The following is a 15,120-nucleotide window of genomic DNA, read 5'->3' as shown; positions in this document are numbered from 1 at the left end:
ACTGCCCTCATGACCGCGCCCGCATGGCACGCTGACAACGACGTCGAACTGCTGGAGAACGGCGAGGCCTTCTTCCCGCGTGTCTTCGAGGCCATCCGCCGCGCCGAGCGCGAGGTGGTCATCGAGACCTTCATCCTCTTCGAGGACAAGGTCGGCCTCGCGCTGCATGAGGCACTGTGCGAGGCGGGCCGCCGTGGCGTGAGCGTCGACCTCATGATCGACGGCTTCGGCTCGCCCGACCTGTCGGCGCGCTTCCTCGGCGAGCTGGCCTCGGCCGGCGTGAAGGTGCGCGTGTTCGACCCCGGCGAGCGCTTCTTCGGCAAGCGGCTCAACGTGTTCCGCCGCATGCATCGCAAGATCGTCGTGGTCGATGGCTGGCGCGCCTTCATCGGCGGCATCAACTACTCCGCCGACCACCTGGCCGACTTCGGCCCCGAGGCCAAGCAGGACTATTCGGTCGAACTGCGTGGCCCCATCGTGGGCGAGCTGCACCGCTTTGTGCTGCGCGAGATCGCGCTGGGGGCACGCAAGCCGCGCTGGTACCGGCGGCGCATGAAGCGGGTGCAGGCGCTGCAGCAGTCGCCCGCCCACCATGACGCACCGCCCACGGCCACCCGGCTGCGCGGGCCGCAGGCGTCGCAGGGCATGCAGGCCCTGCTGGTCACGCGCGACAACCGCCATCACACGACGGACATCGAGCGCCATTACCTGGAGGCGATCCGCAAGGCGCGTCGGCGCGTGGTGATCGCCAATGCCTATTTCTTTCCGGGCTACCGCTTCATCAAGGCCTTGCGGCAGGCGGCGCGGCGGGGCGTGGATGTGCGGCTGATCCTGCAGGGCGAGCCCGACATGCCCATCGTGAAGAAGGCGGCGAGCATGCTCTACCACCACCTGCTGCATGCCGGTGTGCGCATCTACGAATACTGCGAGCGCCCGCTGCACGGCAAGGTCGCGCTGGTGGACGACGAATGGAGCACCGTGGGATCGAGCAACCTCGATCCGCTGTCGCTCTCGCTCAACCTCGAGGCCAACGTGGTGCTGCGCGGCGAGGGCTTCAACCGCGTGCTGTCCGAGCGGCTGGAGCACCTGATGCGCCACAGCTGCAAGCAGATCGCGCCCGAAGACCTGGCCGAGGAGTGGAGCGGCTGGCGCCTGGTGCGCAGCTTCTTCGTCTTTCACTTCCTGCGCTGGTATCCCTCGCTCACCAGCTGGCTGCCGCGCCACGCGCCGCAGCTCAAGCCGGCGGTGCCGCCGGCTGCGGCCGCGCCCCTGGGCGCGCAGCCGGCCGACGCCGTCTGACGGCCATGCCGACGGCCGCCTCTGCACGCGCGCCAGCCCGGCCGGCGGCGTCCGAGCGGCGCTGGTGGCCCTGGCTCCAGCGCGGCGCGCTGTGGGCCTTCCTGCTGGGGGTTGGATGGCTGATCGTGCGGCAGGCCCGCACCATCGAATGGGACGAGGTGCTGGACGCATTGCAAGCGCTGCCGCTCGCCCTGGTGGCCGCCGCGGCGGCCCTCGCGGCCCTCAGCTTTGCGCTCTACACCACCTTCGACCTGCTCGGCCGTCACCTCACCGGCCATGGCCTGCGCGCGCCCACCGTCATGGGCGTGGCCTTCATCAGTTACGCCTTCAACCTGAACTTCGGCTCGCTGGTGGGCGGCGTGGCCTTCCGCTATCGGCTTTATTCGCGGCTCGGGCTGCGCGCCTCGGACATCACGCGGGTGCTGGGCTTCTCGATGCTCACCAACTGGATCGGCTACCTGCTGGTGGCGGGCGCCGCCTTCGCGCTGTCGCCGCTCGCCCTGCCGCCGGAGTGGCGCATCGACAGTGGTGGGCTTCGCGTGCTCGGCGTCGTGCTGGCGGCCGTGGCCCTCGTCTACCTGCTGCTGTGCGCCTTCGCGGGCGGGCGCTCGATGACGGTGCGCGGCCATGCGCTGGAAGTGCCCTCGCTGCGCATGGGTGCGCTCCAGCTGCTGCTGTCCGCGGCCAACTGGTCATTGATGGGCGCCATCGTCTGGCTGTTGCTGCAGGGGCGTGTCGACTATCCGCAGGTGCTGGCCGTGCTGCTGGTCGCGGCCGTGGCCGGCGTCATCACCCATGTGCCCGCGGGGCTGGGCGTGCTGGAGGCGGTCTTCGTCGCGCTGCTGTCGCACCGGGTGCCGCAGGCGCCGCTGCTGGGGGCGCTGCTCGCCTATCGGGCGGTGTACTACCTGCTCCCGCTCGTCGTGGCGGTGATGCTCTATGGCGTCACCGAGTGGCGGGCGCGCCACCGGCACAAGACCTGATCGCGCGCGGGGCCTTCGCGCAACGGCGGCGCGGGGCTGTATATTCATCCAGTGGATCTCCAGCGCAAACTCGCCATCCTCGCCGACGCGGCCAAGTACGACGCCTCCTGTGCCTCCTCCGGCACGGACAAGCGTGACTCGCGCGGCGGACGCGGCATGGGCTCGACCGAGGGCATGGGCATCTGCCACAGCTATGCGCCCGATGGACGCTGCATCTCGCTGCTGAAGATCCTGCTCACCAACTTCTGCCAGTACGACTGCCTCTACTGCATCAATCGCGTGAGCAGCAACGTGCCGCGCGCACGCTTCTCGGTGGATGAGGTGGTGCACCTCACGCTCGACTTCTACGCCCGCAATTGCATCGAGGGCCTGTTCCTGTCCAGCGGCATCATCCGCAGCCCCGACTACACCATGGAGCAGCTGGTCGAGGTGGCGCGCATCCTGCGCGAGGCGCACGATTTCCGCGGCTACATCCACCTCAAGACCATCCCCGATGCCGATCCGGTGCTGCTGGCCCGCGCCGGGCGCTATGCCGACCGGCTGAGCATCAATGTCGAGCTGCCCACGCCCGCCGGCCTCGAGGCCCTCGCGCCGGAAAAGGACGCCACGGCCATCCGCCGCTCGATGGCCCGCATGGCGGTGCACATCGGCGAGGCCAAGGGCCAGGCCGGCGACGACGCGGTGGCCGCGGCCAAGGCCGTCTCCCTGCCCGTCACTGGCCCGCGCCGCGGCAAGGCGCCGCGCTTCGCGCCCGCCGGCCAGAGCACGCAGATGATCGTCGGCGCCGATGCGGCCACCGACGTGGCCATCCTCGACACCAGCGCCAACCTCTACGGCGCCTATCGGCTGCGGCGCGTGTACTACTCGGCTTTCAGCCCCATCCCCGATGCGGCCAGCCGCCTCCCGCCCGCAGCGCCCCCGCTGATGCGCGAGCACCGCCTCTACCAGGCCGACTGGCTCATGCGCTTCTATGGCTTCGAGCACCACGAGATCGTGCCGGCCTCGCAGCAGGGCATGCTGGCGCTGGACGTCGACCCCAAGCTGGCCTGGGCGCTCGCGCACCGCGAGCGCTTTCCCATTGACCTCAACACCGCCCCGCGCGAGCTGCTGCTGCGCGTGCCCGGCCTCGGTGTGCGGGCCGTGCAGCAGCTGGTGGCGGCGCGGCGCCACCGGCGCCTGCGGGCCGAGGACCTGCGCCGCCTGCGCGTGCCCGTGGCGCGCGTGATGCCCTTCGTGCAGCTCGATGGCCATCGTCCCGCACGGGCGCTGGAGTCGCCCGCCTTGCGCGCCACGCTCGCCGCGCCCGCGGCGCCCGTCCAGGCCAGCCTGTTCTGAGCATCCGGCGTGGCGCGTCAGGGCGGCGGGCGCCACGTCCGGGCGCAGCGTGCAGGTCCGCGCACGCGCTGCAGTCCCCCGCTGACCCGGGTGCATGAATCCGACCTGTGCGCCGCGGGTCACCTGCCTACAGAACGGGCGCTTCCGCCTCCCTACCTTGCATGCCATGAGTCCCCGTGTCATCACCCTGGAAAGCGAGATCGATTGGCCGGGCTTCCGTCGTGAGGCACGCACGCTGCTGGCGTCCTTGGTCCCGCCCGACGAGGTGGTGTGGCAGACACCGGGCCACCCCGCGCCGCAGCTGTGGCAGGCCGAGGCCGCGCCTGCGCCCCTCGCCCCTGCGGCGGCGCATCGTCCGCTCAGTGCGTCGCGGCCCGGGAGGCTGGTGGTGCCACCCGCCTTCATCACGCTGTGTGAGAAGGTGGTGCTGCATCAGGACCCGCAACGCTTCGCGCTGCTCTACCGCCTGCTGTGGCGGCTGGTGCACGAGCGCGGACTGCGGCAGGACCCGCTGGACCCCGATCGCCTGCGCGCGCGGCAAATGCTCCAGTCCGTGCGGCGCGACATGCACAAGATGAAGGCCTTCGTGCGCTTCCGTCCCGTCGGCCAGCCCGAAGGCGAGCCGGCGCTCTCCGTGGCGTGGTTCGAGCCGGAGCACCACATCGTCGAAGCCGTGGCGCCCTTCTTCGTGCGGCGCTTCACGCAGATGCACTGGGCCATCCTGACGCCCGAGTGCTCCGTCCGCTGGACGCCGGCGCCCAGGGACACGCCGCCCCTGGCGGGTGACGAGGCCCTGCCCGGCGAACTGGAGTTCGGCCCAGGCGCCTCGCGGGCCCAGGCTCCGGGGCCGGACGAGGGCGAGGCGCTGTGGCTCACCTACTACGCCCACATCTTCAATCCCGCCCGGCTCAAGCTGTCGATGATGGCGCGGGAGATGCCGCGCAAGTACTGGGCGAACCTGCCGGAGGCGCAACTCATCGCGCCCCTGGCGGCGCAGGCGGCCGAGCGCACGGGCCGGATGGTGCAGACCGTGCCGGCCGAGCCGCGCCGACGCATTCCCGCCCGCGCCCCGCTGCCGCCGGTGGACACGGCCCAGGACCCCGCGCTGACGCTCACCTCCCTCGCCAAGGCCGCCGATCGCTGCCGCGACTGTCCGCTCGGCGAGCACGCCACGCAGGTCGTCTTCGGCGAGGGCGCGCTGCGTCCGCCGCTGATGCTGGTGGGCGAACAGCCCGGCGACCAGGAGGACCTGGCGGGTCATCCCTTCGTTGGTCCGGCCGGTCGCCTGCTGGACCGTGCACTGGAGGAGCTGGGCTGGCCGCGCGAGGCGCTCTTCCTCACCAATGCGGTGAAGCATTTCAAGTTCGAGCTGCGCGGCACCCGCCGCATCCACAAGAGCCCGGGCCAGCGCGAAGTGCTGGCCTGCCAGCAGTGGCTGGAGCGGGAGATCGCGCTGGTGCGTCCCCAGGCCTTCGTGGCCCTGGGCGCCACCGCCGCCCGTGCGCTGGTGGGGCGCGCCGTGCCGGTGATGAGCGAGCGCGGGCAGTGGCTCACCGGACCGGACGATCTGCCGGTGCTCGTCACGCTGCATCCTTCGGCGCTGCTGCGGGGCGACCCCGCCGACCGGGAGACGGCCTGGCGCGCTTGGCTGGACGACCTCGCCCTCGCCGGGCGCTATCTGCGCGGAGAGGATCCGGCCTTCAATCGTCCGCGCGCCGCAGCGTGACGAGCGTGATTTCGGAGGGGGCGCCCAGGCGCTTGGGCGGTCCCCAGTAGCCGGTGCCCCGGCTCACGTAGACCCACATGTCCTGCAGTCGGTGCAGGCCTGCCGTGAAGGGCTGCTGCAGCGGCACGAACAGGTTCCAGGGAAAGAACTGTCCGCCATGCGTGTGGCCCGACAGCTGGAGCTGGAACCCGGCCTCGGCCGCCGCAGGCGCGCTGCGGGGCTGGTGGGCGAGCAGGATGCGCGTCGCCACCATCGGAGGCGCATCGCGCAGCGCCTCCTGGGGATCGCTTTCATGCGCGGCGTCGAAGTGGCCGGCGGTGTAGTCGGTCACGCCGGCCACCAGCAACGCGCTGTCGAGGATCTCCTCGTCGGTCTGCGCGCCGTGCACGCTGCGCGTCTGCAGTACGACATGCTCGTTCAGCAGCACCTTCAGGCCCAGGCGGCGCAGTTCGTCGATCCAGGCATGGGCGCCGGCGTAGTACTCGTGGTTGCCGGTCACCACGAAGGTGCCGTGGCGCGCCCGCAGCCGTGCGAGCGGTGCCACATGCGCGCGCAGCTCGTCCACCGAGCCGTCGACCAGGTCGCCGGTGATGGCCACCATGTCGGCGCCGAGCCGGTTCACCTCCTCCACGATCCGGGCGATGTGGGCGGCGCGGATGGTCGGGCCCACATGCAGGTCGCTCAACTGGGCGATGGTGAAGCCGGCCAGGCGCGCGGGCAGCCCGGCGATGGGCACCTCCACGCGGCGCACCGGCGGCGTGCGCCGGGCAAAGAACAAGCCCACCAGCGAATCGGCCGTGGCCAGTGCCATGACGGCCAGGGCGCTGCCCTGTTCCCACGAGGCGCGGTCCATGGACAGATCGGCGAGCCGCGTGACGGCCCAGGCCGAGAGCAGCCCGATGTCGCGCAGCACCGCCAGCACGAACACCGAGGAGAACCAGCCCATGGCCAGCAGGCCGACCCAGCGCACCGGGGCGCGCAGCACGTCGGGCAGGGGCAGTCGGCGAAGGAAGGGCAGCGGCATGGTCACGGCCGACAGCAGCAGCAGCAGCGCAAAGACCGGCCAGGCGCCGGTCGCCTGCGCCAGGGCAGGCAGCAGCCGCACGGCCAGGAAGACGTGCAGCAGCGTGGTCAGAAAGGCGATGGGAGCGAGAGGCATGGCAGGCGGGCGCCATTTTGCTGCGCCGCAGCAAACTGCGCACGTGGGGAAACCCGCTGTCCTTGCAGAAGCGGGTAATAAAAAGCGCTAAAGGTAAGAAATTACCGCCGGCGTGTGAGCCAACCGGCGGGCGACCCCGGACGCCCCGCGCTCACAAGGTGTGAATGAATCCGGCGTGGCCGAGCGGGCATGTCGGGGTCGTTCACACCTTGTCAGTGGTCGGCCTGCGGACCTTGGGCCAGGGCCTGCGGCGGATGTGTGGCGGCGGCGATGTCGAAGTTGGACGGCCACAGGAACAGCGTCCGTCCCGGAGCGCCCAGCGCCACGTTGAGCGTCTGCGTGAGCGTCAACGGCCCGAGCGTCGCCTGCACGTCGTAGGTGCCGGGAGCCAGCCGCGCCAGCATGTAGGGGCCATGGGCCACCGCATCGAGCACCTGTTCGCCGTTGTACTTGTTGACCACGCGCACCTTCACGGGCTCGTCGAACTGGCCGCGCTGGCCGCGCGAGACCGCGAACTCGAGCGTGGCGCCCCAGCGCGGCGAGACCATCTCCATGAAGGCCTGCTGTTCTCGACCCACGCCACCGCACATGTATTCGGTGCCCTGCGGCGCCATGAGGATGTCCGGCAGCGGCGCGGCGGAGGCAGGGCCCGCAGACAGGACGCAGGCGCCGGCGGTGACGGCGGCGGAAAGAAGACGGGAGAGCCGGAAGGACATGGACTTCTTCAACAACGGTGGACGGTGCGCGGCCCGGATCGACCCGGCCTTGCGGGCCGCAACGGCGGCCGGGCCATTGTGCTCAGCAAGAATCGGGCGCAGTCTGGGGACTGCTCCCCTTGACAGCAGGCGCCGGCACGGGCGGGCTTTGGCGCCGGAATGCGCCAGCATGGGGCATCGGCAGCGGGCGTGCACCTACAGGCGGGGGCCGCCCGGCGGTCTACAAGCGTCGCTTCTCTGCCTATTTCCGATGCCTGCCATGACCCAGCCCGGTTTCCCCCAGACGCCCGACTCGCCCGTCGAGCCCGCCCGCACCGACGGCCAGCAATCCTGGCTCGACGCGATGAAGGCCTTCGATGCCCGACGCCCCGACCTGCCGGGCGAGCACCTGGTGGTGCTGGGCCTGGGGGTGGCCCTGCTGCTGTCCTCGGGCCGGAGCCGCTCGATCCTGGGCCGGCTGGTCAAGGCGGCGGCCGGCGGTGCCCTGGTGGCACGCGCCGCCAGCGGCACCGGCGGCGTGGCCCGCGTGGCGCGGGTCATCTCCAAGGTCACCTGAGGAAGGGCGCGCCCGTCAGGCCACGACGGACGCGCCTTCGAGGCGGCCGGGCGGCATCGCGCCGGGCCTCCCTGCGCGCTCAGCCCTTGACCAGTCGGTACTGGACGGGGTCTGCGGTGAGGTAGCCGACCGCGCAACCGTCGCCGTAGTTCGAGCGGATCAGCGGCTCCAGCGTGCCCTTGACGACGTTGTGGATGCTTCCCCAGTCGCCCGGGTGCTGGAAGTTGCTCATGATGTAGGTCCAGCCATTGATCTCGTCCACCGCATGCAGGCCGGTGGATTCGGCGCCGGCCGGCGTCGAGAGGATGCGCGACAGCTTCTTCGTGTCCACGTTGTACGCCCACAGGAAGTTGTTGACGTGGTGGCCGCTGTCTTCACCGATGAAGAGCGTGCGCATCTTTTCGGAGAACTTCAGGTTGTCCGCGCTGGAGATCTTGTCCGGGTTGGTCGTGTTGCCCAGGCTGTCGGGGGTGCTCAGGTCCTCGCCCGTGAGCAGCACGCGCGAGCTCACCGCCACCCATTCGCTGTCGATGGCCGCGCCGGAGGAATCCTTGGCACCGCCGCCCAGCTTGTGCTCCAGCACCACGCCGCAGTTCAGCACCTTGGGGAAGGTCACGTTGGCGCTGCTCATCCAGGCGCTGTTGCCGTTGACCATCGAGCTCTGCACATTGGCAAGCGCCGAGTAGGCCACCTTGTCCTTGACGTTCACCGTCGTGCCTTCCATCTTGGTGAAGGCCATGCTGCCGCCCTTGAGGGCGGCATAGCGGTGGGTTTCCAGGAAGGCGGCGGCCTTGTCCTTGTTGGTCTTGACCTTGATCCAGTTGGCCTTGCCGCTGTACATGATCCGGGTGTACGTCGCGTCGGCCGGATCGGCGGTCTGCACGTCCATGATGTCCGTGGGCACCAGGGCGTTGGCCAGCGCCTCGATCTCCGCGCTCGTGGCATGGCCGAGGTTGATCCACGTGAGCCTGGCGGTGCTGGTGTCCGTCAGCACCTCGTCGTAGCGCGCCACGTACAGCGTGCCAGCCGACAGATCACGGGCCTTGTCGGCCACGAACATGAACAGGCCGCCGTTGGTGGCGTCGTCGCCCATCAGCGCGGTGCGCTCGTCGGGCATGACGTGGATCAGCTCGTGCGAGATGCGGCCCAGGCAGTAATGCTTCTTGCAGCTGCCGGTGCCGTCGGCATTGACGGTGATCTCGGGCAGATGGCCGTAGTGGTACGGGTTGGCCTTGGTCGCATCGCCGAACACGTTCTTGCTGTAGGCCTGGAACATCGTGTTGGAGGCGATGGTGAAGGCGTCCGGCTCGTACTCCTCGCTCGACAGATGGGTGCCCCAGGGCGACAGGCTGGCGCCGCAGGTGATCCACAGGCCATGCGCGGCCGAGGTGTCGACGTTGTGGTACTTGACCAGCGACAGCTTGCCCGTCTTCGGGTCCTGATCGAGCGTGAGCACGGCGATGGGCGAGGGCAGCTTGCCATACATGTCGGTCTTGCGATCCTGCGCCAGGCTGGTGTACTCGAACTGCACCACGGCGAACACCGCATTGCCCTTGACGCCGCTCACCTTGGCGCCCGGCACCGTCAGCAGCGAGCTGCCATCGGCGCAGTCCGAGAAGAACTGGCGCTCCTTGCCGGCCACCGAGCTGTCGATGATCGGCTTGTTGTTGATGTCGTAGTAGCCGCCGGCCAGGACGGTGCCGCCCTTGCCGTCCGGCACCATCTGCCCGCTGATGAAGTAGGGCTGGTAGGCCAGGTTGTAGCTGACGCTGCTGCCGTCGTTGAACGCGACCTTCATGACCGAGTTGGTCGTCGTGGTGGCCATCTCGGCTGGCTTGACGAGCGATGGCGCGGGCATGCTGCTGAACTCGGTGGACACGTACTGCGCGGCGGGTGCCGGAACGGGCGCAGGGGCGGGCGCCGGGCTGGGCGTCACGCCCGCGAAGTTGAAGTTGCCGTCGCTGCCGCCGCCGCAGGCGGTCAGCAGGGCGGCGCCGCCCAGCGGCAGCAGCGGCGCAGTGCCGAAGAGCTTCAGCGCCTTGCGGCGCGTGGGGACGGAAAGGGTGCTGTCGTGGGTCGTCATCGTCGGACTCTCTAACGGGGGAGAACAAGGCCGGGCCGCCGCGGAGGTCGGGCGCTGGCCGAAAGCCGTGACGATGGCGCCGCTCGATGACAGCGGCGTGAAATGGTCAGCCTGGTGGCAGTTTTTTGCGATAAGCGCCAGGCCGGCCGGGGCCCCTCAGAATCCGGCGCCCGAGGGATCCACCCCGCGCGGCCACAGCGCCCACAGCCGCAGCGGCTGCTTCATGCGCGCCGCGAAGCGGCCGGCCTCGGCGCCGGTGCCGGCGAAGAAGTCGGCGCGCACGGCACCCAGGATGGCGCTGCCCGTGTCCTGCGCCACCACCAGCCGCGACATCTGCGCCACCGGCCCGCTGGTGGCCAGCCACACGGGCGTGCCGTAGGGGATGGACTCGCGGTCCACCGCGATGGAACGGCCCGCCGTCAGCGGCACGCCCTGGGCGCCGCGCGGACCAAAGGCGGCGTCCAGCTCGGTCAGCGGTTCCTCGCGGAAGAAGACGTAGCGCGGGTTGCTCCACAGCATCTGCTGCACGCGCTGGGGGTTCTGGCGCGCCCAGTCCTTCACGTCCTCCGGCCAGCGGCCGATGGGCGACACGCCCTGGCTGGCCAGCCACTGCTGCACGCTGCGGTAGGGCTGCTCGTTGGTGCCGGCGAATGCCAGGCGCACCGTGCGGCGGCTGCCGTCGGGCTCGGTGACCTGCAGCCGGCCGGAGCCCTGGATGTGCAGCATCAGTGCATCGACCGGGTCGGACAGCCAGGCGATCTCGCGCCCGCGCAGCGCCGCCTGGGCCTCGGGCAGGGTGTCGATCTGCTGGCGGGTGTACCAGGGCCGGCGCGGCGCCCAGCCGGCCGGCGTCTGGTAGAGCGGCACGGCATAGGTCGAAGAGGGCGTGCGGCTGGCCTCGAAGACGGGCTCGTAGTAGCTGGTGAGCATGCCCTGCGACTGGCCATCGGCCGCCTCCACGCGGTAGGGCTGCAGCCGCTCCATCAGGAAGGCGCGCTGCTCCTCGGGCGTGCCGATCGACAGCCGGCGCAGCTCCTGGCACAGCGGCGAGATCACGGCGTTGGGACGCTGGCAGTTGGCCATGAGCACGATCCAGGCCTCGTGCATGGCGTCGTCCTGCACGCCGGGCAATTCGGACCAATCGACGGGGACCCAGCGGCTCTTGGGATGGGTGAGCGGCCCCGTGAGCGGCGCCAGCGGCGGCTGGGGCGGTGGCGCGGTGGGCGCCACCGTGCGCGCGGGAGGTACCGGCGCCGAGGCGCAGCCGGCCAGCACCGCTACGATGGCCGCCGCGGCCACGGCCGCCAGGCCGCGCCAGCGCCCGGGGCCGTGCCGGCGCAGGGCCGTGCCGCTGCGCGAGGGCGTTGGCTCGGGCGAAATGGCCAGGCGGCCCTCCAGGGTGAGCAGCCGCGAAACTTGTGGAGCATTGGGACGCATGTACTTGATTTTGCTGGAGGCATTCGCCGCATTGGCGGTGTTGGTGCTGATTGTGTGGTGGACCATGTTCCACGGTCGTCGCGGGGGTGAACTGCCCCCGGACGAGGACCCCGAGCAGAAGCCCTGAACCCTGTCGGACAGGCGGCCAGCGCTCTGTGGGAAGGGCATGCGACCTGCCGGGCGCCAAAGGGTCGGGCGGTTCATTTTTGATAGCAATCAAGTCTTGCCGACAAAGAAAGATCCGCATATTGAGGGGGCAGGACCCGCTGCTTCCGATGCCTCGCCGCCATGCCGGGTGCCTCCCATAATGGCGCCAACCCGCCGGGTGGACGGACGTCCCGGCCATGGTCAGGCGGGTGCCATCCAAGGAGAAACAACCATGCAAAGACTTTCCGGCAAGCTCGTCCTCAGTGCGGCCACCCTGGCCGTGGCCCTGACCGGCTGCGCCAACATGAGCGACACCCAACGTACCACCGGCATGGGCGCCGGCATCGGCGCGCTGGGCGGCGCGGCCATCGGCGCCGCCACCGGCAACAGCCGCACGGCCGCCACCGGCGCGGCCATCGGGGCCGGCGTGGGCGCCCTGGGCGGCTACCTGTGGTCGCAGCGCATGGAGAACCAGAAGCGCCAGATGGAGCAGGCCACCCAGGGCACCGGCATCGCCGTGTCCCAGACCGCCAACAACGAGCTGAAGCTGGCCATCCCGAGCGACGCCGGCTTCGACACCGGCCGCGCCAATATCCGCCCGACCCTGGCGGGCGTGCTGGACCAGTTCGCCACCGGCCTGCGCAACAACCCGAACGCCGAAGTGCGCATCATCGGCCACACCGACAACACGGGCACCGACGCCATCAACGACCCGCTGTCGGTGCAGCGCGCCGCCGCCACCCGGGACTACCTGACTTCGCGCGGCGTGCCGGCGCGGGCCATCCAGATCGACGGCCGCGGCTCGCGCGAGCCCGTGGCCAGCAACGCCACCGACGCCGGCCGCGCGCAGAACCGCCGCGTCGAGATCTACGTCGGCGAGCGCGCCCCCAACCGCGGTTGATCCACAGCGCCGCCTGCCTTCTCCGTGGGCGGCGTCGGACGACCAAACGCCGTGGACCGGTCCCTCGGGACTGGCCGCGGCGTTGTCGCGTCCGGCCGGGCGCGGCGCACTCAGGCGTCCGCGCCGCGCAGCAGGTTGGCCAGCTCGACGGCCGACTTCACTTCCATCTTGTCGAACACGCGCGCGCGGTGCACTTCCACCGTGCGCACGCTGATCGACAGCTCGTCGGCGATCAGCTTGTTGGGCAGTCCGCGCACCACACGGCGCAATACCTCGCGCTCGCGCTCGGTCAGCTCCTCCAGCCGCTGCTGGATGCGCTGGCGCTCCTGCCGCGCGTCGATGGCAGTCTGGGAGAGGCGCAGCGCCTCCTCCACCCGGTCCACCAGGGCGTTGTCCGAAAAAGGCTTCTCGCAGAAGTCGAAGGCGCCGCGCTTGACGGCGTCGACCGCCGTGGGCACGTCGGCATGGCCGGTGAGGAAGATCACGGGCATCTCGTTCAACTGGCCCGCGCCGGCCAGACGGTCGAACAGCGCTAGGCCACTGGTGCCGGGCATACGCACGTCCAGCAGCAGGCAGCGGGGCTGGTTGCGGAAGGCGGTGCTCTCCTCCAGCCGGGCGGTGAAGGCGTCGGCACTGGCGAAATGCTCGCTGGCCAGGCGGCGCGAGCGCAGCAGCCAGGCCAGGGCCTCGCGCACGCTCGCGTCGTCGTCGACGATGAAGATGAGGGCGTCGATGAGGGGTTGCATGGGGGTCAGAAGGAAAGGGGCGCCGCCTCGCCGCGGCCCGTCGGCAGCGTGAAGCGGAAGACGGTGCCGCGCGGGCGGTTGGGCGCGTGTCCGAGGGCGCCGCCGTGCTGCTCGACCACCGTGCGGCACAGGCTCAGGCCGAGGCCCATGCCGTCGCGGCGGGTGGTGAAGAAGGGGGTGAACAGGCGTTCCTGCACTTCGGCGTCGATGCCGCAGCCCTCGTCGGCGACGCTGAAGGCGATCCAGCGGCGGGTGTCGCCGGCACCGCCATCCGCAAGTTCTGCGCCGAGCGTGAGCACGCGGCGCCGCAGCTCGGGCCGGTCCATGGCCTGCATGCCGTTGCGCGCGAGGTTGAGCAGCACCTGCTCGACCAGCGAGCGGTCGCACAACACCGGCGGCAGATTGGCGGGCACCTTCAGTTCGACACGCACGTCCAGCTTGCGGGCCTGCAGCTGCACCAGCGGCATCACGGCTTCGAACAGCTGCAGCGGCGTCACCGGCTCGCGCGCGCGCTCGCGGCGGCGCACGAAGTCGTGCACGCTGCGGATCACGCGGCCGGCGCGCTCGGCCTGCTCGGCGATGCGGCGCATGGCCAGCGCCAGCTGATGGCGGTCCTCGGCCTCCTGGCCGGGCAGCGGCGGACTTTCGAGCAGATTGATCGACCCGGTCGCATAGCTGGCGATGGCGGCCAGCGGCTGGTTGAGCTCGTGGCTCAGCAGCGAGGCCATCTCGCCCACCGTGGCCAGGCGGGCGGTGGCCTGCAGCCGCTCCTGGCTGGCGCGCGACATCTCCTCGATGCGGCGCTGCTCGCTCAGGTCGACGATGGCGCTCATCCAGCCGGTCTGCACCCGCCGGTCGTCGATCAGCGGCGTCTCGAAGATCAGCACCGGGAAGCGACTGCCGTCCTTGCGGCGGAAGACCGACTCGTAGCCCTCGCGCGCGGTGCCGCCGCTGGCCTGGCGCATGTGCTGGCGGTTGCGGTATTCCGCGGCCAGCTCGGGCGGCCAGTAGGGCATCTCGTCCGCGCGGCCCAGCAGCTCTTCGGCCGTGAAGCCCACCATGTCGCAGAAGGCGGCATTGACGTAGGTGACGCGGCCGTCCAGATCGCGGGCGCGCAGGCCGGTGAGCACCGAGTCCTCCATCGCCTTGCGGAAGGCGAGGGTGTTCGACAGGTCGTGTTCCACGCGCAGCCGCCTGCGCGTGTCGCGCGCCAGCAGCACCAGCACCGACACCAGCGCGATGGACATGGCCGTGACCAGGCCGGTGAGCAGGTTGGGGAAGAGGTCCGGCGCGCTGCGCCAGCCATCCACGCGCAGCATCAGCGTGAGGCCGGGCAGCTCCAGCGCCTGCTGCGCCGTGAACACGCGGTTGCCGGCGCGCCGGGCGGTGCCGATGCTGGCCAGGCGCGTGCCGTCCAGCTCCAGCAGCGAGACCTCCTGGCCGCGGGTCATGCTCGCGTCCAGCATCTCGGAGAGCACGCCGCGCAGCGAATAGAGGGCGATCAGGTAGCCGCCGTGGCGCGAGGGCAGGCAGACCTCCAGCACCTCGATGCCGCCGCCGCCGGGCAGTGGCAGGTAGTGCGAGGGCGCATAGGCGCCGCCGCGCTGGCGCTCGGCCGCGGTGCAGGCCTGAACCAGCTCCGGCAGGCTGGACGGGCGCTGCTGCAGGTCCAGCGGATGCGGCCGGTAGGGCGTGTCCTCGGCCGTCTGCAGCACCAGCGAGGCGTCGCGCCGCTCGATGCGCAGCCACTCGCGGTGCCCGCGCAGCAGCTGCGCCGCTTCATTGGAAAAGCGCTGCGGGTCGGCATCGGTGGCCTGCAGGCTCTGCAGGTTGCGCGCGAGCGCGGAGCGCAGCTCGGACGTGGCGTCGGCGGTGTCGCGCTCCAGCCGTTGCTGCACCTGCTCGATCTCGTGGCGCCCCGCCAGCCAGACCACCGTGATGAGCAGGCCCATCACCAGCAGCGCCATCAGCACCCACAGGAACCAGCGGCGCCACATCGAGCGCAGGCGCCGCCAGCCCGGCGGCGGCAGTG

General features: G+C 70.8%; 12 protein-coding genes. 6 read left to right on the top strand and 6 right to left on the bottom strand.

The features are described 5' to 3' along the window. The first annotated feature begins 9 nt into the window (after window positions 1-9). The 4 genes from clsB (at window position 10) to KBC94_RS02625 (ending at window position 5,343) form a co-directional block, all read left to right on the top strand. Entirely contained in the window at window positions 10-1,299 is a 1,290-nt protein-coding gene (gene clsB, locus KBC94_RS02640) for a cardiolipin synthase ClsB (protein ID WP_294366069.1), read from the top strand. A gap of 5 nt (window positions 1,300-1,304) precedes the next feature. Next, a complete protein-coding gene (locus KBC94_RS02635; protein WP_294366066.1) occupies window positions 1,305-2,282 on the top strand; it encodes a lysylphosphatidylglycerol synthase domain-containing protein in 978 nt (325 codons plus the stop codon). A gap of 51 nt (window positions 2,283-2,333) precedes the next feature. Further along, window positions 2,334-3,617, top strand: coding sequence for a putative DNA modification/repair radical SAM protein (locus KBC94_RS02630; RefSeq protein WP_294366065.1), 1,284 nt, complete (start codon window positions 2,334-2,336; stop codon window positions 3,615-3,617). Window positions 3,618-3,783: 166 nt separating this feature from the next. Further along, a complete protein-coding gene (locus tag KBC94_RS02625; RefSeq protein WP_294366063.1) occupies window positions 3,784-5,343 on the top strand; it encodes a UdgX family uracil-DNA binding protein in 1,560 nt (519 codons plus the stop codon). On the opposite strand, the gene KBC94_RS02620 is transcribed toward KBC94_RS02625, so the two are convergent. After that, the gene (locus tag KBC94_RS02620; protein WP_294366061.1) at window positions 5,318-6,502 is read right to left on the bottom strand and encodes a metallophosphoesterase; all 1,185 of its coding nucleotides are present in this window, start codon (window positions 6,500-6,502) and stop codon (window positions 5,318-5,320) included. The two genes, KBC94_RS02625 and KBC94_RS02620, sit on opposite strands and share 26 nt — an antisense overlap. A gap of 212 nt (window positions 6,503-6,714) precedes the next feature. Continuing rightward, on the bottom strand, window positions 6,715-7,218 hold the full coding sequence (locus KBC94_RS02615) for a hypothetical protein (protein WP_043117100.1): 504 nt from the start codon (window positions 7,216-7,218) through the stop codon (window positions 6,715-6,717). Between the two features lie 259 nt (window positions 7,219-7,477). Between KBC94_RS02615 and KBC94_RS02610 the strand changes: the two genes are divergently transcribed. Then, window positions 7,478-7,774, top strand: a complete 297-nt coding sequence (locus KBC94_RS02610; protein WP_244917632.1) for a hypothetical protein — start codon at window positions 7,478-7,480, stop codon at window positions 7,772-7,774. Window positions 7,775-7,853: 79 nt separating this feature from the next. Here KBC94_RS02610 and KBC94_RS02605 read toward each other — a convergent pair whose 3' ends face one another. Both KBC94_RS02605 and KBC94_RS02600 read right to left on the bottom strand, forming a co-directional pair. Further along, on the bottom strand, window positions 7,854-9,857 hold the full coding sequence (locus KBC94_RS02605) for an alkaline phosphatase PhoX (protein WP_294366058.1): 2,004 nt from the start codon (window positions 9,855-9,857) through the stop codon (window positions 7,854-7,856). A gap of 156 nt (window positions 9,858-10,013) precedes the next feature. After that, the gene (locus KBC94_RS02600; RefSeq protein ID WP_294366057.1) at window positions 10,014-11,294 is read right to left on the bottom strand and encodes an MltA domain-containing protein; all 1,281 of its coding nucleotides are present in this window, start codon (window positions 11,292-11,294) and stop codon (window positions 10,014-10,016) included. A 379-nt stretch (window positions 11,295-11,673) separates the two neighbouring features. Here KBC94_RS02600 and KBC94_RS02595 point away from each other — a divergent pair, with 379 nt between their 5' ends. Then, a complete protein-coding gene (locus KBC94_RS02595; protein ID WP_294366055.1) occupies window positions 11,674-12,342 on the top strand; it encodes an OmpA family protein in 669 nt (222 codons plus the stop codon). A 110-nt stretch (window positions 12,343-12,452) separates the two neighbouring features. Here KBC94_RS02595 and KBC94_RS02590 read toward each other — a convergent pair whose 3' ends face one another. Beyond that, a complete protein-coding gene (locus KBC94_RS02590; RefSeq protein ID WP_294366054.1) occupies window positions 12,453-13,088 on the bottom strand; it encodes a response regulator in 636 nt (211 codons plus the stop codon). Between the two features lie 5 nt (window positions 13,089-13,093). Then, complete coding sequence (locus KBC94_RS02585) at window positions 13,094-15,085, bottom strand: sensor histidine kinase (RefSeq protein ID WP_294366760.1); 1,992 nt, start codon at window positions 15,083-15,085, stop codon at window positions 13,094-13,096. Between the last annotated feature and the right edge of the window lie 35 nt (window positions 15,086-15,120).

The sequence above is a fragment of the Pseudacidovorax sp. genome, assembly GCF_017991995.1.
In the GTDB taxonomy this organism is placed as follows: domain Bacteria; phylum Pseudomonadota; class Gammaproteobacteria; order Burkholderiales; family Burkholderiaceae_C; genus Xenophilus.
This window is presented reverse-complemented; position numbering and strand designations above follow the sequence as displayed.